Raw genomic sequence first — 19,806 nt, forward strand, 5'->3', positions numbered from 1 at the left:
CGTAGATGTCAGTTAAAGGCCCGTTCATGAGTCGTTATCGGATCGTCGTGAACCAGACAGTGACCGATCGGTAACTCCTGCCCCATCCAGCCCTTGTGTACCAAGGGCTGGACGCTTCCGACCGGCCGGCCGCCGGTGCTGTACGGATTTCGGCCAGTCGGTCAGCCGGCGGGCCTGGCGTGGCGTGCCTCCAGCGGCCGGCCGTCCAGCAGTGCGGCGGCCGTGAAGAACTCCACGCCGACCCCGATCGCGGCCTCGTCCACGTCGAAGTCGCCCCGGTGCAGGTCCCGCTTGGCCGTGTCGCCGGGCGTACGGACCCCCAGCCGGGCCATGGCTCCCGGCACGTGCTCCAGGTACCAGGAGAAGTCCTCGCCGCCCAGGCTCTGCTCGGTGTCCTCGACCGAATCGGGGCCGAGCCGGGCACCCATCGCCTCGCGCAGCAGTTCGGTGACCACCGGGTCGTTGACCACCGGGGGCACTCCGCGCACGTAGGTGATCTCCGACTTGGCGCGGTGCAGCGAGGCGATCTCGTCGATGGCCGCGTGGATCTGGTCGGGGGCCTCGTGCCAGGCGTTCAGGTCCAGGCACCGGATGGTTCCGGACAGCTCCGCGTGCATCGGGATGACGTTGCAGGCGTGCCCGGCCTCGATCCGGCCCCAGGTGACCGACATGCCCGAGCGGGCGTCCATCCGCCGGGCCAGCACGGCCGGCAGGTCGATGGCGAGCCGGGCGGCCGCCGTCACCAGGTCGGTGGTCAGGTGCGGACGGGCGGTGTGCCCGCCCGGCCCTTCGAGGGTGACCTCCAGCCGGTCGCAGGCCGAGGTGATGGGCCCGCTGCGCAGACCGATCCGGCCGGCGTCGACCCGGGGGTCGCAGTGCACGGCGATCATCTTGCCGACGCCGTCCAGCACCCCGGAGTCGATGGCCTCGGTGGCGCCGCCCGGCAGGACCTCCTCGGCGGGCTGGAAGAGCAGCCGCACCGGCCGGGGCAGCAGGCCCTGGCGGTCGAGCTCGGCGAGGACGAGGCCGGCGCCGAGGACGACGGCGGTGTGCACGTCGTGGCCGCAGGCGTGGGCGCGGTCCGGGACGGTCGAGCGGTACGAGACGTGCGTCTTGGCATCCGGGATGGGCAGGGCGTCGATGTCCGCGCGCAGGGCCAGCATGGGCCGGACCCGGTCCCAGGTCCCCACGTCACAGATGAGCCCGGTGCCCGATTTCAGCACCCTCGGGCGCAGGCCTGCTTTCTCCAGCCGGGCCTTGATGGCCGCCGTGGTGCGGAACTCGTGGTGTCCCAGCTCGGGATGCATGTGCAAGTCCCGGCGGAAGGCGATCAGTTCGGCACGCAGGTGGTCCGGAAGTTTGCCGGGCAGCTCGGGCCGGTCGGGCTTGCCGGGCAAGGCGGTCTGGGACTCGCGGGACATCAACTGGTTCACCTTTTTAAGGGTAGGCGCACCTACACCTCAACTGGCTGGAGATCACCAAAAGTTCATGCCGTTAGGGGAAAGAAACCCGGCCTCTGGACGCATGACCGGATGTGAGCGGGGGTAAACTCGCGCGCTCACTCAGCCCCTCATCCGGCCGCCGGGGCCGCCTGAGCAGGAAGTCTGTGCACATCGCGGGCCGTGTCCGTGACCCCGGCGAGAAAACCGCGGGCCCGCACCGAGGCGTCCTCCGTGAGCCAGCGCGGATCCACATCGCATACGGCCACCGTCACACCGGTACCGGAGAGGGCGTACGGCAGCGTGTGGACGACCGTGGACGGAAAGCTGACGATCGTACGTCCGACCGGTCCGCGCCGCGCGATCAGCTCCAGCGGCAGGTCCGGACGTACGATCTCCAACCCCGTCGCCTCCCTCAGCGCGCGCAGCTTCTCCGGGGACTCCCGGCGGTGCGCGAAGTAGCGGGTGGCGCCGTGCTCCAGGGCCAGGGCGCGGACCGCTTCCAGGTAGCGGTCCGGATCGACCACCCCGGTCTCCACCAGCGAGGTCCCGACCAGGTCGGTGCCCTTCGTCAGGCGCGGCGGGCCGAAGCGCGCCCGGGTCCAGGCGAAGTCGTTGAGCCGGACGGTCATCGCGGCGTGCGGGGCGGTCACCGGCATCGAGCTGAACACCTCGACGCTGCGGCGGCCGCCCGGGGGCGGGGTGAACCGCCGCCGGGCGGTCGCCGACACCGGCGCGTACGCCAGCTCGCGCAGCCGGCCCGGCAGTCCCCCGCCGCCGGCCCGGTGCCAGCGGACGAGCCGCTCGCCCCGGGCCGTCTGGGCGACGAACTCCATGGTGGCGGTGCCGTCGTCGACCACGACGAGCTCCTCGGCCCGGACCAGGGTCAGCAGGAGCTGCACGTACCGCGAGAAGGGATCCCCTATCACCACCCGGCGCGCGGCCCGCACGTCGCGCGCCAGCGCGGCGAGCGCCCTGACCGGCGCGTACCGGCCGCCGCGCGCCTCCTGCCACTGCACCTCGTGCCCCTCGTCCCGGGCCAGCCCCGCCATCCGGCGCAGCTGGCCCCGGGACATGGGGTCGGTGGGCGGCAGCACGACGATCCGGAGCCCCACGGCGGCTGCCGGAGCCGCGGGCTGCGCTCCGGCCCCCCGGGCGGGCTGGCACGGGACGGCCCCGAGGAGGCCGGTGCGCTGGGCGTGCGCCCACTCCAGGACGTTGAGTAGCTGGACCGGACTCTCTACGAAGGCCAGGGTGGGGGCTGAAGGGGTCACCACGTACTCCTTGTCAGAGGGCGGAAGGAACGACGCACTGGCCGTACGAGCCCGCCGCGCGGGTCCGCTGCCGGGGGCCAGCCCCCGGACCCCCGCGCCTCAAACTCCCCCAGCTACCGCTGGGAGGGGCCCCCGGGCGGGGCTGGATTTTGGGCTCACACCGCGGCGAGCTCGCCCTGGACCCGGCGGAGCTTCTTCATCGGGCCGAGCTCGGACTCGTAGACCCGCTTGACGCCGTCGCCGAGCGCGGTCTCGATGGTGCGGATGTCGCGGACCAGGCGGGTCAGGCCGCCCGGCTCGACGGAGGCGGCCTGGTCGGAGCCCCACATCGCGCGGTCGAGGGTGATGTGCCGCTCGACGAAGGCCGCGCCGAGCGCGACCGCGGCCAGCGTGGTCTGGAGGCCCGTCTCGTGGCCGGAGTAGCCGATCGGGACGTTCGGGTACTCCTCCTGGAGGGTGTTGATGACCCGCAGGTTGAGCTCCTCGGCCTTGGCCGGGTAGGTGGAAGTGGCGTGGCAGAGCAGGATGTTGTCGCTGCCGAGCACCTCCACCGCGTGCCGGATCTGCTTCGGGGTGGACATCCCGGTGGAGAGGACGATCGTGCGGCCGGTCGCGCGCAGCGCGCGCAGCAGTTCGTCGTCCGTCAGCGAGGCGGAGGCGACCTTGTGCGCGGGAAGGTCGAACTTCTCCAGGAAGGCGACGGCCTCGGTGTCCCACGGGGAGGCGAACCAGTCGATGCCGCGCTTGGCGCAGTGCTCGTCTATGGCGCGGTACTCGTCCTCGCCGAACTCCACGCGGTGGCGGTAGTCGATGTAGGTCATCCGGCCCCAGGGGGTGTCCCGCTCGATGTCCCACTGGTCGCGCGGGGTGCAGATCTCGGGGGTGCGCTTCTGGAACTTCACGGCGTCGCAGCCGGCTTCCGCGGCGGCGTCGATGAGGGCGAGGGCGTTGCCGAGGTCGCCGTTGTGGTTGATGCCGATCTCGCCGACCACGTACACGGGCTGACCGGGGCCGGCGGTGCGCGAGCCGAAGGTGCGGAGGCGGGGGGCTGCGGGGGTGCTGTTCATGGCAGAGCTGTCCTTCGGTACGGGAGGTGTGAGCTCGGAAGGTGTGAGCTCGGGAGATGTGAGTACGGGGGCGAGGGCGCGGGCGCGGGCCAGGTCGTGGGGATCGTCGATCTCCAGGACCCGCGCGGGATCGGTGGCCACGGGCACGGTCCGCCCGAAGAAGCGGTGGCGGGCGGTCCGGAACCCGGCGGCGGACATGGCGTAGGCGGCGCCGGTCTCCAGCAGGTCCTGGGGGCGGTCCTGGCGGCGCGGGCGGTACGAGGTCTCGTGGTTGACCCCGGCTCCGGACCCGTCGGGCTCCGCCCGCCAGAGGAACCCGTGGAAGGGAGCCACGGTGAGCGCGGAGTCGGCGTCGCCGGACGCGACGGCCGCGGCGACCGACTCGACGTCGGAGGCGGTGACGAAGGGGCTGGTGCACTGGACCAGGAGGACCACGTCGACGGTGACCGAGTGCAGCTCCTCGAAGGCGTCGAGCGCGTGCAGCACGGCGGCTTCGCTGGTGGCGGTGTCCCCGGAGATCCCAGCGGGCCGCCGCAGTGCGAAGGCCCCGGCGGCGCGGGCGGCGGCGGCGATCGCCTCGGAGTCGGTGGACACGAGGACGTCGGTGACGCTCCCGGCCCCGAGGCAGGCCCGCACGGCCCGCACGACCAGCGGTGTCCCGCCCACGTCGGCCAGGTTCTTCCCCGGCACCCCCTTGGACCCCCCACGGGCGGGGATCACGGCCAGCACCCTGGGCGCGGTCCGCACCGGAGCCCCGGCTCCGGGCACGTGCGCGCCGGCCTCGACCGGGCGGGGCCTCACAGCTCCCCCAGGCGGCGGATCACGGGCGCGACGCGCTGGACGCCGTGGCGGTAGGCGCCGCGGGCCGCTTCGCGCAGGTGCGCGCGGAGGCGTCGGCGGAGTCGGGACTCCCCCCCGGCCGGGCGGACCGCGCCGGGCAACGGGCGCCCGTCGGGGCCGAGATGATGCCGGGCCAGGATCCCGGGCAGGTACCCGGGAGCGGTGTCCTGCGTGTAATACGGGTCCAGGGGCGGGAGTTGGTGCTGTTCCAGCAGTCTCCCCAACCGCGCCCGCGCGGCGGCATGGACGTCCGGGCCGGAGGCCGGCTCCGGTACGACGGCGTCGGGTACCGGCACGGCGGCGGGCCCCGCCACGGCCGGCCCGGGGGGCGGGGGGCCGGCCACGCCCTGCGCCGCCAGCCACTCCGGGTCCGCCCGCGGCAGCAGACCGGCGTCGAGCTGGGTCCACGAGGCCAGGCAGCCGGAGCCGAGGAAGTGGTGGTTGCCCAGGGCCTCCCGGATGCCGAGGTCGGTCAGGACCGCCGTCGGGATGCCGCGGTGGAGGGATTCGAGGGCGGCCGTCGAGGAGACGGTGACCAGCAGGTCCGTGGTGTCGAGGACCTCGCCCATGTTCCCGTACACCAGGCGGCAGTTGGCGGGGAGGCCACCGGGCAGCCGCTCCGCCAGACGCTGGTACGGGTGCTCCTCCAGGTGCGTGGTGTGCTCCCCTGGGCGGCTGCGCAGTTTGATCAGCACCTCCCGCTCCGGGTGCAGCCTGGCGTGCTCCGCGGCGCGCCCCAGCAGGTACGCGCGGTCGGCGCGGCCGTCCGGTACGGACGGCTGGACCGCGAAGACCACCCGGTGGGCCGTGTCGCCGGCCGGCTCGTACGGTGCCCCGCCCAGGAAGGGCAGCGCGGTCTCGGTGACGGCCCCCGCATCCGCGCCGACCCCCTCGTACACGGCGCGGAAGCGCTCGGCGTCGTGGCGGGAGTTGGCGAGGACGAGGTCCGCTCCGTGCCGCAGCATCAGCCCGTCGGCGAGTTTCTCGTAGACGACTCCGACGTACCCGGTGACGAACACCGGCCGGGCGCCCGGTTCGGGCCACAGCGCCCGCGCCCCGTGCAGAACGGCCTGCACCGCACCGCCGACCAGTGCGAGGACGACCACGTCGTACCGGGTGCGCCCCGGCCGCCCCGGCTCCGCCAGTTCCGCCAGGAACCCCGCGCAGGTCACCTCCGTCAGCCGGTCGGCCCGGACGCCGACCTCGCCGAGCTGGCGCGTGGTGGGCGTGGCGCGACCGCGCAGCAGGAAGCCGGTCAGCTGGACGGAGCGGGGCTCCGGGGCGAGACGGCGCGCGGTGAGCGCGCCCCATTTCCACCGGGTGTCGGAATCGGCGAGTACGGCCACTCGGAGGACGGCACGATCGGCCGCACGATTGCTTGCTGGCACCTGGCAGAAGTTATTCCGCCTTTCCGGTGATCGGCCCAACGAGCGCACAACAGCGGGTTAACAACCCGTCGACGAAATGCGAAAGCACCCGGACCCATCCCGGTTAACATACCCGCCGCACGTCGTTCACATGGAATCCGCGTGCGGGCCATGGTAAATGACGGACGGCGCCCTAATGTCTCCCGAGTGCTCAAGCTCTCCATTGTCGTGCCGTTCTACAACGTGCAGACATACGCGCCGGATGCCCTGAAAAGTCTCGAACTGAACGCCCGGGACGATTTCGAGTTCCTGCTCGTCGACGACTGTTCGACGGACGGGACGCACGCGCTCCTGGAGCGGGCGGCCCGCGAGCTGCCCGGCGCCGTGCTCCTGAGGCACGAACGCAACGGCGGGCTGGCGACGGCGCGCAACACCGGCCTGGACGCGGCCCGCGGCGAGTACATCAGCTTCCTGGACGGGGACGACTGGCTGGCGCCGGGCCACCTGGCCCGGACACTGGCCGCCATCGAGGCCCTGAGCTGCGACTTCGTCCGTACCGACCACGTGAAATGCACCGGCAGGGAGCGCTCCGTGCAGCGCGTCCCCTACGGCCCGGAGTCGGTCGTGGCCGATCCCCGCACCGGCATCCTGCCCGCCTCCCGGGCCACCTCGGTGGACTATCCGTTCGCGTGGGCGGGGATGTACCACCGGCGGCTGCTGGACCGCGGGCTGCTGCACTTCACGGACGGTCTGCGGACGGCGGAGGACCGGCCGTGGATCTGGCGGCTGCACCGGGAGGCGCGGTCCTTCGCGGCGGTCGGCCAGCCCGGCATCTTCTACCGGCGCGGAGTTTCCACCTCGCTGACACAAATCGGGGACGAGCGCCAGCTCGATTTCATCCGGTCATTTGACCAGGTCCTGGAGGACACGGCCGGCGACCGGGAATCCGATCTTCTCCTCCCCAAAGCCGTCCGGACGTACTGCGCGATTATCGCGCACCACATCGGATCCATCGAAAGGTTCGAACCGGCCGTGGCCAGAAAACTCCGCTCGATGAGCGCGGCCGCGCTCGGCCGAATGCCCCAGGACGTCCTTGACCAGGCCCTTTCCTCGATGGACGCCGAACGCTCCGCCCTGCTGCGCCGGCTCCGCCGCCGCACCCCGTCGGGAGCGGCAGCGTGAGTCTCACCCAGATCTTCATCGCCTCCACCCTCTACGGGACGGCCACGCTCGCCGCCGCCGTCGACGCCGGCAGCTTCCCGCCCGCCGACCGCCGGATCCTGCTGACCAGCAACCACTCCGTCGCCGTCGAGATCAACCCCCGGCTCGCCGACATGCCCGGCTTCGCCACGCTGAGAACCCGCTTCGACGACGTGCTCGACTGGAACACCGTCATCGAGCCGCAGCACCCCAGCTCCTGGTCGCCGCGCGCCGACGACGTCCCGCTGTGGGAGCGGTACCTGCGGACCCTGTGGGGTCTCGGCGAGGACCGGATCGAGCTGATCGTGGAGTCCCTCCAAGTGCCACCCGCGCAGGCCCTGTGCCGGCTCTTCCCGGGCGCCGCCGTCGACGTGTACGCCGACGGGCTGATGAGCTACGGACCCACGCGTGTCCGGCTCGACCCGCAGATCGGGATGCGGGTGCGGCGGGTGCTGCACCTGGACCTCGTACCGGGGCTGGAACCGCTGCTCCTCACGGAGTTCGGGGTGCCGGCGGAGCTGGTGCCGACCGACGAGTTCCTCAAGGTGCTGGCCGCACTGGCCGCGTCGGCTCCGGACGGCGGACAGCTCCCCGCGGCCCGGGCCGCGGGCGAGGCCCCGGCCCTGCTCCTGGGCCAGTACCTCTCGGCGCTCGACCTCATCTCCGCGCAGCAGGAAGAGGACCTGCACGCCGAGATGGTGCGCGGCGCGTACGCCCTGGGACACCGGGAGCTGATCTTCAAGCCGCATCCCAGCGCCCCGGCCGTCTACTCCCGCCGGGCGGAGGCCGAGGCCGAGCGGCTCGGCGCCGACCTGACCATCGTGGACACTCCCGTGCTGGCCGAGATCCTCTACCAGCAGTTGCACCCGGCGCTGGTGGTCGGCTGCTTCTCCACCGGGCTGCTGACGGCGGCCACGCTGTTCGGGCTGCCCGTCGCGCGGGCGGGGACGGGGACCGTACTGGCCGCACTCACCCCGTACCAGAACAGCAACCGGGTCCCGCTGACGATCGTGGACACGCTGTTGCCCGATCTGGCCGACACCGCGGCCGTGCGCGGCTGGACCGCCCCGGGACCCGCCGAGGTGCAGTCCCGCCTGAGCGGTCTGCTGGCCGCGGTCGGCTTCGCGATGCAGCCGCAGATCCTCACGCAGCACCGCGCGGCGGCCGAGGAGTACCTGACCCGGCACCTGGACGCCCGCACCTGGCGCTACTTCACCCGGCGCCGCCTGGCGAGCCAGGGCCTGCCCGGCGGCATCCCCGCGCAACTGGCGTTCCTGACCCGCAGCCCGGTCCTGCGCAGCGCCGTGCGCCGCGCCCGCCGGATCCGCCGTCTGAGAGGCAAGCGATGACCGCCACCGTGATAGCGGGCGCGCGCACCGATGCGAAGTCCGGGCCGAAGTCGGGGCCGAAGTCCGGCTCCGACCGGCTCCGGGCCCTGGACGGGCTGCGGCTGCTCGCCGCCCTCATGGTCTGCGGGTACCACTACGGGGGCCGCAGCGGGGAGGTGGCCAAGTCCTGGGGCGCCTCGCCGAACAAGTTGTTCCCCAGCGCCTCGACCTGGCTGGCGTACGGCCCGCTCGGCGTGCAGATCTTCTTCATCATCAGCGGCTTCGTGATCTGCATGAGCGCCCAGGGGCGCACGGTCCGCGAGTTCGCCGCCTCCCGCGCGGCCCGCCTCTACCCGGCGTACTGGGTGGCGATCGCGCTGGTCACCGTGGCGGTCGAACGGGTCTCGCCGTCCGACCTCCTGCTCAACCTGACCATGCTCCAGCAGCCGCTGGGCGCCGACCGGGTGCTCGGCGTGTGCTGGACGCTCTGGGTCGAGCTGCGCTTCTACGTCCTCTTCGCGCTCTGTGTGATCCTGCCGGGCGGAGGCCGCCGGCGGACGCTGCTGTTCTGCGGCGTCTGGACGATCGCGGCGGTGCTCGCGAACGTCGCCGATCCCATGGGCAAGGGATTCCTCAGCCAGGCCCTGATGCCGCAGTACGCGCCGTTCTTCATCGGCGGCATCGGCCTGTACCTGGTGCACCGCGACCACCGCGACAAGCTCGCCTGGGCCGCGGCCGTGACCGGCTGGCTGATCGGGCAGCACTACGCGGTGGCGGGGCTGTGGCACGCGCCGAACCCGAAGGCCTTCTCGTACCGCAGCTCGCTGGTGATCATCGCGATCGTGACGGCCGGCTTCGCGGTGGTCGCCCTGGTCGCGCTCGGCAAGCTCGGCTGGGCGCGCTGGAAGTGGCTGACGGTGGCCGGGGCCCTGACGTATCCGTTCTACCTGGTCCACGAGCATCTGGGCTTCGTGGTCATCAAAGCCCTGCACCGGACGGCGGGCATCCCGGCTCCGGCCACCTTCGCGCTGACGGTGGTGTTCATGCTGGGCCTGGCCTGGGCGATCCACCGTCTGGTGGAACGTCCCTTCGGCCCGAAACTGCGCAGAGCCCTCAGCTGACCGCGAGCTTGGCGGCGAAGCCCAGGAACAGGACGCCCGCCGCCGAGCTGGCCCCGGCCGACAGCCGCTTGCGGCGCCGGAAGGCGGCGGCCAGCCGGGTCCCGCCGAATATCAGGGTGGTCAGGTACAGGAAGCTGCCGATCTGCAGCAGCCCGCCGAGCAGCAGGAAGGACAGCGCCGGGTAGGCGTAGCCCGGGTCCACGAACTGCACGAAGAAGGACATCAGGAAGAGGATGGCCTTCGGGTTGAACACGCTGATCAGCAGCGCCCGCCGGTAGGGCCGCTCCGCGTCGCCGGCCTCGGCGGAGGCGGGGACGGGGGCCTCCGGGGCCCCGTCCCGCTCGCGCCGCGCGCGCCACATCGTCCACGCGCCCCGCAGCATCCCGATGGCGAGCCAGGTCAGGTACCCGGCGCCGAGCAGTTTGACGATGCCGAAGAGCATCGGGCTGGTCTGGAGCAGGGCCCCGGCACCGACGGCGGCCAGCGTCATGAGCACGGCGTCCCCGGTGAACACGCCGAAGGCGGCCGTGTACCCCTTGCGCACTCCGCGGCGCGCGGCCACGGAGAGCACGTAGAGCGAGTTCGGGCCCGGCAGCAAAATGATCAGCACGAGGCCGGCGAGATACGTCGGAAGGTCTGTGACACCCAGCATGTGCAGGAGTGTCCCATAGGGACGCACCTGTCGCGCCAGTCGGTTTCACGGAGTGGGCGCCCTGCTGGAATCAACCGGCACGTACGTCCCCCACACCTCCCGCAGCACCCCGCACACCTCCCCCACCGTGGCCCGCGCCCGCAGCGCCTCCCGCATCGGGTACAGCACGTTCTCCGTCCCGGCCGCCGCCTCCCGGAGCGCCGCGAGCGCCTCCGCCACGGCCGCCGCATCGCGCCCCGCCCGCAGCGCGGCGAGCACGGCCCGCTGCCGGTCCTCGATCGCCGGGTCCACGCGCAGCGGCTCGTACGGCTCCTCCTCGGCCAGCACGAACCGGTTGACCCCGACCACCACCCGCTCGCCGCTCTCGGTCTCCCGGGCGATCCGGTACGCGTTCCGCTCGATCTCCCCCTTCTGGAAGCCCGCCTCGATCGCGGCCACCGCCCCGCCCATGGCCTCGACCCGTGCCATCAGCGCGAGCGCCGCCTCCTCCACGTCGTCCGTCATGCGCTCCACCGCGTACGAGCCCGCGAAGGGGTCGACGGTGTGCGGGACGTCCGTCTCGTACGCCAGCACCTGCTGCGTCCGCAGGGCGAGGCGGGCCGATTTCTCCGTCGGCAGCGCGATCGCCTCGTCGAAGGAGTTGGTGTGCAGCGACTGGGTGCCGCCCAGTACGGCGGCGAGCCCCTGCACGGCGACCCGTACCAGGTTCAGCTCGGGCTGCTGCGCCGTCAGCTGCACCCCGGCGGTCTGGGTGTGGAAGCGCAGCATCAGCGATCTCGGGTCCCGGGCCCCGAACTCCTCGCGCATGACGCGGGCCCAGATCCGCCGGGCCGCCCGGAACTTCGCGACCTCCTCCAGGAGGGTGGTGCGGGCGACGAAGAAGAACGACAGCCGGGGCGCGAACTCGTCCACCTCCATCCCGGCGGCCAGCGCGGTACGGACGTACGCGATCGCGTCGGCGAGCGTGAAGGCGATCTCCTGCGCGGGCGAGGCCCCGGCCTCGGCCATGTGGTAGCCGGAGATGGAGATGGTGTTCCACTTGGGGATCTCGGCCCGGCAGTAGCGGAAGGTGTCGGCCGTCAACCTGAGCGAGGGTCCGGGCGGGAAGATGTACGTCCCCCGTGCGATGTACTCCTTGAGCACGTCGTTCTGGACCGTCCCCGTCAGCTCTCCGCCCTCGATCCCCTGTTCCTCGGCGACCAGCTGGTAGAGCAGGAGCAGGAGCGCGGCCGGTGCGTTGATCGTCATCGAGGTGGAGACCCGGTCGAGCGGGATCCCGTCGAACAGCACCCGCATGTCCTCGACCGAGTCGATCGCCACGCCGACCTTGCCGACCTCGCCGTGCGCGAGCGGGGCGTCGGAGTCGTGCCCCATCTGGGTGGGCAGGTCGAAGGCCACGGACAGCCCGGCGGCCCCGCTCGCGATGAGCTGGCGGTAGCGGGCGTTGGACTCGGCGGCGGTGGCGAAGCCGGCGTACTGGCGCATCGTCCAGGGCCGTCCGGTGTACATCGTCGGGTAGACCCCCCGGGTGTACGGGTACGTCCCCGGCTCGCCCAGCTCGGTCTCGGGGTCCCAGCCCGTCAGATCGCGCGGCCGGTAGACGGGTTCGATCGGAATCCCGCTCTCCGTGTGCGCGCGTGGCGTGTCCCATTCCATGGACGGTTCCTCCGTGGCTCCGAGGGTCCCCGGGCTGGTAGAACCTCACCCAGCCGCGGTCGGCCGCCCCGGCGAGGGCCGCTGGTCACAATGGCGCAACATCGCGGGGCTCCCTGCAACTGTCCACGCCCGTCAGGCATCACCTAGATACACGTCGTACGGAACACGCCGTAGAAACCGGGGGACTGCAGATGCACCGCCAGAAAGTCATAATCCGAGCTCTGGGCCTGGCCACCGCCGTCGCACTTGCCGCGACCGCCTGCGGGCCGCAGAAGTCGGAGTCCAAGGGCTCCCCTTCCGCGCCCGCATCGCCCACGGCGGTCGCCTCCCCCGAGACCTCGCCTTCCTCGGACGCCAAGCCCGGCGACGCTTCGCCGTCCGCTTCGCCCTCCGAGTCGACGTCCCCGTCGGCTTCCGCCTCCCCGTCGCCGACCGTCAAGCAGATCATGGCGAACGGGGACGACAGCGACCAGGTGCGCGAGCTCCAGGCCCGGCTGCGCCAGCTCAAGCTGATGTCGGTCGCGCCGACCGGCTTCTACGGTTCGAAGACCACCGCCGCGGTCAAGTCCTTCCAGTCGAAGAACGGCCTGACCGCCACGGGCGGTGTGGACGAGCCCACCTGGAAGAAGATCCAGAGCCTGACCAAGAAGCCGACCGCCGACGAGCTGAACCCGCCGACCGAGAACGTGGCCGACGCGCCCGACCCGCGCTGTATGACGGGCCGGGTCATGTGCATCAGCAAGGAGAGCCGCACCCTCGCCTGGATGATCGACGGCAAGGTCCAGTACACCCTGGACGTCCGCTTCGGCTCCGAGAACACCCCGACCCGCGAGGGCGAGTTCAAGGTGGAGTGGAAGGCCAAGGACTGGACGTCGACGATCTACCACACGCCGATGCCGTACTCGATGTTCTTCAGCAAGGGCCAGGCCGTGCACTACTCGGCTGACTTCGCCGCCCGCGGTTACGCCGGCGCCTCGCACGGCTGCGTGAACGTCCGGGACAAGGTCAAGCTCTCGAAGCTGTTCGACGCCGTCGAGGTGGGCGACAAGGTCGTCGTCTACTGGTGAGGGTCGGAGATTGAGGGCGCGGGCGGGATCGGGGGAACGAATCCCGCCCGCGCCGGTTGCGCAGAGCCCAGGGGTACGGGGGGAACCCCGGCTCATGCGCGGCCGATGACCAGTCGGCTCGTTATGTACTGCGCCGCTGGTTCGAAAAGTGTTACTGCCGGAACGGGGGATGTTTCAGGACACCGTCCGATAGCCGGTCCGGAAACCGCTCAGCGGCGTACGAGCAGCCCGAGCGAGCCGTCCACGCCCTGGCCGCCTTCGACCGGCTTGGCCGGGGTCAGGGTCCCCATCGGGGCGCTCCCGCCGGCCGAGTCCGCCGCACCGGTGCGCGAAGCGCCGCCGCCGGTCCCGTCGATGATCGTCTGGCAGTAGCGGGGGATCCGCAGGAGCCCCTTGGCCAGCTTCACGAGCTTCTCGCGGCGGTCGTTGTCGAGCCGTCCCGCCCGGAAGTCCTGGCACATGGCGACCAGCCGGGGCCGGCTCTCCTTGTCCTTGTCGGCGCCGTCCTCGCCGCCTTCGCCGCCTTCGAGGAAGCGGTCCTTCGTCTCCCTGCCCGGGGTGGAGCCGTTGGCGGACGGGCCGGTCGCGGCGGAGCCGCCCGTCCCGGTACCGCCGGACGCGCCGGGTCCGGCAGGCGTACGCCCCTCCGCGCCGGGGCTGTTCCCCGGGTCCGGGGTGGCTCCCGGACTCCCGGGGCCGCCGGTCGGGATGGACCTCGGCTGCGGGACCAGCGTCGGGGCCGCGCCCTCGGAGCCGTCCGCGGCGCCAGAGGCCGCCGAGGCCCCGACGCTCACCGACGCGGCCGGGGCCGCACCGGCGTTCTCGTGCGTGCTCCGGTCCAGCAGTCCGGCGCCGGCCGCGGCCGCCAGGCCGCCCACGGCGACGCTGGCCACGGCCGCCGCGAGGGCGAAGCGGACCGGGCGACGGCCTCGGGGCGCGGAACCGGAATGCGAAGCGGAACCGGAAGGTACGGCGGAGCCGTGGCCGAAACCAGACCCCCCGCCCCGGAGCGCGCCGGGCGGGCTGAGGTCCACCACGGTCTCGCCGGAGCCGAACAGCTCGGCGCCCGCGGCGGCGTCCGTCCGGGGCACCGTGCCGCGCGCGGCACGGAAGGCGGCCAGCGCCGCGGCCTCTCCGGGCAGTTCCCCGGCGCTCGCCGGGGGCGGCTCGGCCAGTGCGTCGAGGGCGGCGCGCAGCCGCTCCGCGCGGGCGCGGGCGTGGTGCTCGGCGCCAGGCGTGGCCGGTTCTCCGCGCAGCAGTCTGTCCGCCGCGGCTTTGTCCAGCCACCTGTCGCGCTCGTCGGCCATCACATGTCCTTCTGCGTCCGCCAACGTGAATGCGTCACACCGGTTTGCTCTACGAGGCCCCCGCCATGGCCGCGCTGGGCCGGTACGGCGTCGAGATCCCTCCCGCCCCCGGCGTCCCGTGGCTGGTCACCGGCACCAAGGCCGCTGACATTATCCCCAAGTTCGTGGCCCGGTCCGGAGCCGGTACCGGAGTCCGTCCCGAAACCGCTCTCGGCACCCTCCTGCGCGTGGAGCAGCTCGGCCAGCTTCTTCAGGCCCCGGTGCGCGGCGGTGCGTACGGCTCCGGGGCGCTTGCCCAGCGTTTCGGCCGCGGTCTTGGCGTCGAGCCCGACCACGACCCGTAGGACGACGGCTTCCGCCTGGTCCTGCGGGAGCTGGGCTATGAGCGCCATCGTGCGGCCGGTGGACAGGGCCTCCATGGCCTCGCCCGCGGTGTCGGACTCGGCGGCCCAGCTCATCAGCTCGGTCTCGTCGCCGCCGACGGCGGGGCGGCGGCCGCGCATCCGGATGTGGTCGAGGGCGCGGTTGCGGGCGATGCGGGCGGCCCAGCCGCGGAAGCGGTCGGCGTCGCCGGTGAAGGAGTCGAGGTCGCGGGCGATCTGCAGCCAGGCTTCGGAGGTGACGTCCTCGGCGTCGCCGTCTCCGACGAGCGTGCGGACGTATCCGAGCAGGCGTGGGTGCACGGCGCGGTACACAGTACGGAACGCGTTCTCGTCGCCGTCTTGTGCCGCGAGCACCGCGGTGGTCAGCTCCGCGTCGTCCGCCAGCAAAGTCCCCAACCCGTTCACTGTCCTGTACGTGTGGCGCAAATCAGCACGTTACGGGTTTCAAGCACCTTCGTCCACGAGTTGTACAACGAGCAACCAATCCTGCGCGGAGCGAGGTGTGACACAAAACGCACCGGGGACGCTGACTGGGGTACGGGCTTGTCGCACGAGTCCGTGACGGATGGCGGCCGGGGCCTCTCCTGTGGGGGGTGGCGGCCTCGGCCGCCCTCCCCTTTCCCGGCCTTCCCTCCGGCCATCATGCCTCCCTCCCCGCGCGGCCCGGCAGGCGGCCTTCGGCGCGGGGCGCGCGCCCCGCGCACGACACGCGCGCGACCCCGGGATGAGGCCTTGTCATCCTTTCGGCTCACTTCCGGGTGAAAACCCGGAATGCGTACGACACACCCGGCCCCGCGTCGATAGCGTGGCGGTACACCCGCGCCACGCCACGAGGAGCCCCCCGCTGTCCAGCCACCTTCCGGCACAGGCCCGCGGAAGCTCCGATCCCTCCCAAGACTCCGGGCTCGCGCGGTTCAACGCCCTGTCCCCCGAGGCCGCCCACTCCGTGCTGCTGCACTGCTGCGGCAGCACCCGCTGGGCCCAGCGGGTGGCGGCCCACCGCCCCTACCCCGATCACGGCGCGCTGCTCGCCGCCGCGGACGAGGCCTCGTACGACCTCTCCCAGGCGGACCTCTCGGAGGCGCTGGCCGGCGAGTTCCCGCCGGAGCTGGAGCACGGGGCCTCGTACGCCGCGCTGCTGGCGCTCGACGCGGCCCACGCGGAGTACGAGCGGACGTACCGCCACGCCTTCGTGATCTGCCTCGACGGGCACACCCCGGAGGAGCAGGCGGACCAGCTGCTGGCCGCGATCCGGCGGCGGATGGAGCTGGACGTGGACGAGGAGCGCGCGATCTCCGCGGACGAGCTCCGCCGCGTCGCGCAGGTCCGGCTGTCCGACCTGACACACTGGCTGACCTCGGCGGATGGGGTATCTGCTGCCGAATTCGGGCTATTCGCCCCTGTGGGATAGTCCGTCCGTGCCTGTTTGATCACACCGATGGCCCCCGCGCAAGGGAACCGACAAAGCGTCGCTACGATGTCCGGGGCCGGAGGACCGTACCCGGCCGGGCCCGACCGACAAAGAAGCCGGCTGGCCCCCGCCCCGCTTCCGGAGGGTTTTCCGTGCCGGCTGGAACGTTGTACCGCGGCCGGGAAGGAATGTGGTCCTGGGTGGCTCATCGAGTCACCGGCGTCCTCATCTTCTTCTTCCTGTTCGTACACGTCCTCGACACCGCTCTCGTCCGCGTCTCCCCCGAGGCGTACGACGATGTCGTGGCTACCTACAAGACTCCGATCGTCGCGCTGCTGGAGTACGGCCTCGTCGCCGCAATCCTGTTCCACGCGCTCAACGGTCTCCGTGTCATCGCCGTGGACTTCTGGTCCAAGGGCCCCCGCTACCAGAAGCAGATGCTCTGGTCCGTCGTGGGCGTCTGGGTCGTGCTGATGGCCGGGGCCGTTTACCCCGTCCTGCACCACGCCTACCTCGAACTGTTCGGGAAGTGACACGCATGTCTTCTGACACTTCTTCCGCTCAGGCCATCGGCGCCGTGGAAGGGGTCTCCCTCTACGACGTCGACAACCCGGCGCCGTACATCGAGGCCCCGCGCAAGCGGACCAGCAAGACCCCGCGCTCGACGCGCGGCAACTTCGAGATGGTCGCGTGGCTCTTCATGCGCCTCTCGGGCATCGTGCTGGTCGTGCTGGTCCTCGGCCACCTGCTGATCCAGCTCGTCCTCGACGGCGGCGTGTCCAAGATCGGCTTCGCCTTCGTGGCCGGCCGCTGGGCGTCCCCGTTCTGGCAGGGCTGGGACCTGCTGATGCTGTGGCTCGCGATGCTCCACGGTGCCAACGGCCTGCGTACCGTCATCAACGACTACGCGGAGCGCGCCAACACGCGGCTGTGGCTCAAGGGCCTGCTCTACACCGCCACCGTGTTCACCATTCTTCTGGGCACGCTGGTGATCTTCACCTTCGACCCGAACATCCGCTAGGCAACGGGGCTGAGGCGAAACCAATGAAGATCCACAAGTACGACACCGTCATCGTCGGCGCGGGTGGCGCGGGAATGCGCGCCGCCATCGAGTCGACGAAGCGCAGCCGCACCGCCGTGCTGACCAAGCTCTACCCCACCCGCTCCCACACGGGCGCCGCGCAGGGCGGCATGGCCGCCGCGCTCGCCAACGTGGAGGACGACAACTGGGAGTGGCACACCTTCGACACGGTCAAGGGCGGTGACTACCTGGTCGACCAGGACGCCGCCGAGATCCTGGCGAAGGAGGCCATCGACGCGGTCCTCGACCTCGAAAAGATGGGCCTGCCGTTCAACCGCACCCCGGACGGCACCATCGACCAGCGCCGCTTCGGCGGCCACTCGCGCAACCACGGTGAGGCGCCGGTCCGCCGGTCCTGCTACGCCGCGGACCGCACCGGTCACATGATCCTCCAGACCCTGTACCAGAACTGCGTCAAGGAGGGCGTGGAGTTCTTCAACGAGTTCTACGTCCTGGACCAGCTCCTGGTCGAGGAGGACGGCGTCAAGAAGTCGGCCGGCGTGGTCGCGTACGAGCTCGCCACCGGCGAGATCCACGTGTTCCAGGCGAAGTCCGTCATCTACGCCTCCGGCGGCACCGGCAAGTTCTTCAAGGTGACCTCCAACGCGCACACCCTCACGGGTGACGGCCAGGCGGCCTGCTACCGCCGCGGCCTGCCGCTGGAGGACATGGAGTTCTTCCAGTTCCACCCGACGGGCATCTGGCGCATGGGCATCCTGCTGACGGAGGGCGCCCGCGGTGAGGGCGGCATCCTCCGCAACAAGGACGGCGAGCGCTTCATGGAGAAGTACGCGCCGGTCATGAAGGACCTCGCTTCCCGTGACGTCGTCTCGCGCTCCATCTACACCGAGATCCGCGAAGGCCGCGGCTGCGGTCCGGCCGGTGACCACGTGTACCTGGACCTGACGCACCTGCCGCCGGAGCAGCTCGACGCGAAGCTCCCGGACATCACCGAGTTCGCGCGCACGTACCTGGGCATCGAGCCGTACACGGACCCGATCCCGATCCAGCCCACCGCGCACTACGCCATGGGCGGCATCCCGACCAACGTCGAGGGTGAGGTCCTCAGCGACAACACCACCGTCGTCCCGGGCCTGTACGCGGCCGGCGAGGTCGCCTGCGTCTCCGTGCACGGCGCCAACCGCCTGGGCACCAACTCGCTGCTGGACATCAACGTCTTCGGCAAGCGCTCGGGCATCGCCGCGGCGGCGTACGCCCACGCGCACGACTACGTCGAGCTGCCCGAGAACCCGGCGCAGCAGGTCATCGACCAGGTCGAGCGGCTGCGCGCCTCCACGGGCAACGAGCGGGTCGCCGACCTGCGCCTGGAGCTCCAGGAGACGATGGACGCCTGCGTGATGGTGTTCCGCACCGAGCAGACGATCAAGACCGCGGTCGAGAAGATCGCGGAGCTGCGCGAGCGCTACAAGAACGTCTCGGTCCAGGACAAGGGCAAGCGCTTCAACACGGACCTGCTGGAGGCCATCGAGCTGGGCAACCTGCTCGACCTGGCCGAGGTCATGGCCGTGTCCGCGCTGGCGCGCAAGGAGTCCCGCGGCGGTCACTACCGCGAGGACTACCCGAACCGCGACGACGTCAACTTCATGCGCCACACCATGGCGTACCGCGAGGTCGACGACAACGGCCAGGACTCGGTCCGCCTGGACTACAAGCCCGTCGTCGTCACCCGCTACCAGCCGATGGAGCGTAAGTACTGATGGCCACCCCGACCATGTCCAAGACGGACCAGATGGAGGCGGCGGCCGCCGCCTCGCCGTTCATCACGGTCACGTTCCGGATCCGCCGCTTCAACCCCGAGATCTCGGACGAGTCGCAGTGGCAGGACTTCCAGATCGAGATCGACCCGAAGGAGCGCGTGCTCGACGGTCTCCACAAGATCAAGTGGGACCTCGACGGCACGCTGACCTTCCGTCGCTCGTGCGCGCACGGCATCTGCGGCTCCGACGCGATGCGGATCAACGGCAAGAACAGGCTCGCCTGCAAGACGCTGATCAAGGACATCAACCCGGAGAAGCCGATCACGGTCGAGGCCATCAAGGGCCTCACCGTGATGAAGGACCTCGTGGTCGACATGGAGCCCTTCTTCCAGGCGTACCGGGACGTCATGCCGTTCCTGGTCACCAAGGGCAACGAGCCGACGCGCGAGCGCCTGCAGTCCGCCGAGGACCGCGAGCGCTTCGACGACACCACCAAGTGCATCCTGTGCGCCGCGTGCACGTCCTCGTGCCCGGTGTTCTGGAACGACGGCCAGTACTTCGGCCCGGCGGCGATCGTCAACGCGCACCGCTTCATCTTCGACTCGCGTGACGAGGCCGGCGAGCAGCGGCTGGAGATCCTGAACGACAAGGACGGCGTGTGGCGCTGCCGCACGACCTTCAACTGCACCGACGCGTGCCCGCGTGGCATCGAGGTCACGAAGGCGATCCAGGAAGTGAAGCGGGCGCTCATCACCCGCCGCTTCTGATTCGGTCGTAGTCAGTCGTACGAGGGGCCCCCGGGGGCGGGGGGGGGGGCGGCCCCGCGGGGGGGGGGGGGGCGCCGCCCCCGCCCCCGCCCCCCCCCCCCGCCCCAAAAAAACAACCAAGCGCGCGC

Annotated in this window: 17 protein-coding genes and 1 pseudogene; 9 read left to right on the top strand and 9 right to left on the bottom strand. The window is 71.5% G+C overall.

Features of this window, described 5'->3' with window-relative positions; all coding sequences use genetic code 11:
* Positions 1-161: 161 nt before the first annotated feature.
* From ACFXDJ_RS22140 to ACFXDJ_RS22160, 5 genes and pseudogenes are all read right to left on the bottom strand, one after another.
* Entirely contained in the window at positions 162-1,421 is a 1,260-nt protein-coding gene (locus tag ACFXDJ_RS22140; protein WP_384651974.1) for an amidohydrolase, read from the bottom strand.
* A gap of 149 nt (positions 1,422-1,570) precedes the next feature.
* On the bottom strand, positions 1,571-2,713 hold the full coding sequence (locus tag ACFXDJ_RS22145) for a hypothetical protein (protein WP_384850048.1): 1,143 nt from the start codon (positions 2,711-2,713) through the stop codon (positions 1,571-1,573).
* A 155-nt stretch (positions 2,714-2,868) separates the two neighbouring features.
* Positions 2,869-3,780 carry an N-acetylneuraminate synthase family protein gene (locus ACFXDJ_RS22150; RefSeq protein WP_384651976.1) on the bottom strand — a complete coding sequence of 304 codons (912 nt, stop codon included), beginning with the start codon at positions 3,778-3,780 and terminating at the stop codon, positions 2,869-2,871.
* A gap of 360 nt (positions 3,781-4,140) precedes the next feature.
* Positions 4,141-4,581: pseudogene (locus tag ACFXDJ_RS22155) on the bottom strand (cytidylyltransferase domain-containing protein); the annotation flags it as partial.
* Positions 4,578-6,008, bottom strand: coding sequence for a DUF6716 putative glycosyltransferase (locus ACFXDJ_RS22160; protein WP_384850051.1), 1,431 nt, complete (start codon positions 6,006-6,008; stop codon positions 4,578-4,580). The gene ACFXDJ_RS22160 and the pseudogene ACFXDJ_RS22155, both read right to left, overlap by 4 nt.
* 186 nt (positions 6,009-6,194) lie before the next feature.
* On the opposite strand from ACFXDJ_RS22160, the gene ACFXDJ_RS22165 reads away from it, so the two are divergent.
* The 3 genes from ACFXDJ_RS22165 to ACFXDJ_RS22175 are packed head-to-tail and all read left to right on the top strand — an operon-like array spanning position 6,195 to position 9,636.
* On the top strand, positions 6,195-7,169 hold the full coding sequence (locus ACFXDJ_RS22165) for a glycosyltransferase family 2 protein (protein ID WP_384651952.1): 975 nt from the start codon (positions 6,195-6,197) through the stop codon (positions 7,167-7,169).
* The gene (locus ACFXDJ_RS22170; RefSeq protein WP_384651954.1) at positions 7,166-8,536 is read left to right on the top strand and encodes a polysialyltransferase family glycosyltransferase; all 1,371 of its coding nucleotides are present in this window, start codon (positions 7,166-7,168) and stop codon (positions 8,534-8,536) included. Before ACFXDJ_RS22165 ends, ACFXDJ_RS22170 begins: the two co-directional genes overlap by 4 nt.
* A complete protein-coding gene (locus ACFXDJ_RS22175; protein ID WP_384850054.1) occupies positions 8,533-9,636 on the top strand; it encodes an acyltransferase family protein in 1,104 nt (367 codons plus the stop codon). The genes ACFXDJ_RS22170 and ACFXDJ_RS22175 overlap by 4 nt, the downstream gene beginning before the upstream one ends.
* Here the strand turns inward: ACFXDJ_RS22175 and leuE are convergent.
* The gene (gene leuE, locus ACFXDJ_RS22180; RefSeq protein WP_384850057.1) at positions 9,629-10,288 is read right to left on the bottom strand and encodes a leucine efflux protein LeuE; all 660 of its coding nucleotides are present in this window, start codon (positions 10,286-10,288) and stop codon (positions 9,629-9,631) included. The genes ACFXDJ_RS22175 and leuE overlap by 8 nt on opposite strands.
* A gap of 45 nt (positions 10,289-10,333) precedes the next feature.
* Positions 10,334-11,944: a methylmalonyl-CoA mutase gene (locus ACFXDJ_RS22185; protein ID WP_384651960.1), complete on the bottom strand. Its 1,611-nt coding sequence runs from the start codon at positions 11,942-11,944 to the stop codon at positions 10,334-10,336.
* Between the two features lie 191 nt (positions 11,945-12,135).
* On the opposite strand from ACFXDJ_RS22185, the gene ACFXDJ_RS22190 reads away from it, so the two are divergent.
* Positions 12,136-13,011, top strand: coding sequence for a peptidoglycan-binding protein (locus tag ACFXDJ_RS22190; RefSeq protein WP_384651962.1), 876 nt, complete (start codon positions 12,136-12,138; stop codon positions 13,009-13,011).
* Between the two features lie 209 nt (positions 13,012-13,220).
* Here ACFXDJ_RS22190 and ACFXDJ_RS22195 read toward each other — a convergent pair whose 3' ends face one another.
* On the bottom strand, positions 13,221-14,318 hold the full coding sequence (locus ACFXDJ_RS22195; protein ID WP_384651964.1) for a hypothetical protein: 1,098 nt from the start codon (positions 14,316-14,318) through the stop codon (positions 13,221-13,223).
* Positions 14,318-15,088 (bottom strand): RNA polymerase sigma factor, encoded by a 771-nt coding sequence (locus tag ACFXDJ_RS22200; protein WP_384651978.1) that lies wholly within the window; start codon positions 15,086-15,088, stop codon positions 14,318-14,320. The genes ACFXDJ_RS22195 and ACFXDJ_RS22200 overlap by 1 nt, the downstream gene beginning before the upstream one ends.
* Before the next feature lie 418 nt (positions 15,089-15,506).
* Between ACFXDJ_RS22200 and ACFXDJ_RS22205 the strand changes: the two genes are divergently transcribed.
* The 5 genes from ACFXDJ_RS22205 to ACFXDJ_RS22225 all read left to right on the top strand — a co-directional run bounded on the left by ACFXDJ_RS22205 (position 15,507) and on the right by ACFXDJ_RS22225 (position 19,678).
* Complete coding sequence (locus ACFXDJ_RS22205) at positions 15,507-16,112, top strand: 2-oxo-4-hydroxy-4-carboxy-5-ureidoimidazoline decarboxylase (RefSeq protein ID WP_384651966.1); 606 nt, start codon at positions 15,507-15,509, stop codon at positions 16,110-16,112.
* 152 nt (positions 16,113-16,264) lie between these two features.
* A complete protein-coding gene (sdhC, locus tag ACFXDJ_RS22210) occupies positions 16,265-16,645 on the top strand; it encodes a succinate dehydrogenase, cytochrome b556 subunit (protein ID WP_267012635.1) in 381 nt (126 codons plus the stop codon).
* A gap of 5 nt (positions 16,646-16,650) precedes the next feature.
* Positions 16,651-17,133, top strand: coding sequence for a succinate dehydrogenase hydrophobic membrane anchor subunit (locus ACFXDJ_RS22215; protein WP_384651968.1), 483 nt, complete (start codon positions 16,651-16,653; stop codon positions 17,131-17,133).
* 23 nt (positions 17,134-17,156) lie between these two features.
* The gene (gene sdhA / locus ACFXDJ_RS22220; RefSeq protein WP_384651970.1) at positions 17,157-18,911 is read left to right on the top strand and encodes a succinate dehydrogenase flavoprotein subunit; all 1,755 of its coding nucleotides are present in this window, start codon (positions 17,157-17,159) and stop codon (positions 18,909-18,911) included.
* Positions 18,911-19,678: a succinate dehydrogenase iron-sulfur subunit gene (locus ACFXDJ_RS22225; RefSeq protein ID WP_330298190.1), complete on the top strand. Its 768-nt coding sequence runs from the start codon at positions 18,911-18,913 to the stop codon at positions 19,676-19,678. The genes sdhA and ACFXDJ_RS22225 overlap by 1 nt, the downstream gene beginning before the upstream one ends.
* The last annotated feature ends 128 nt before the right edge of the window (positions 19,679-19,806 follow it).

Source organism: Streptomyces sp. NPDC059443 (assembly GCF_042750105.1).
Classification (GTDB): Bacteria; Actinomycetota; Actinomycetes; order Streptomycetales; family Streptomycetaceae; genus Streptomyces.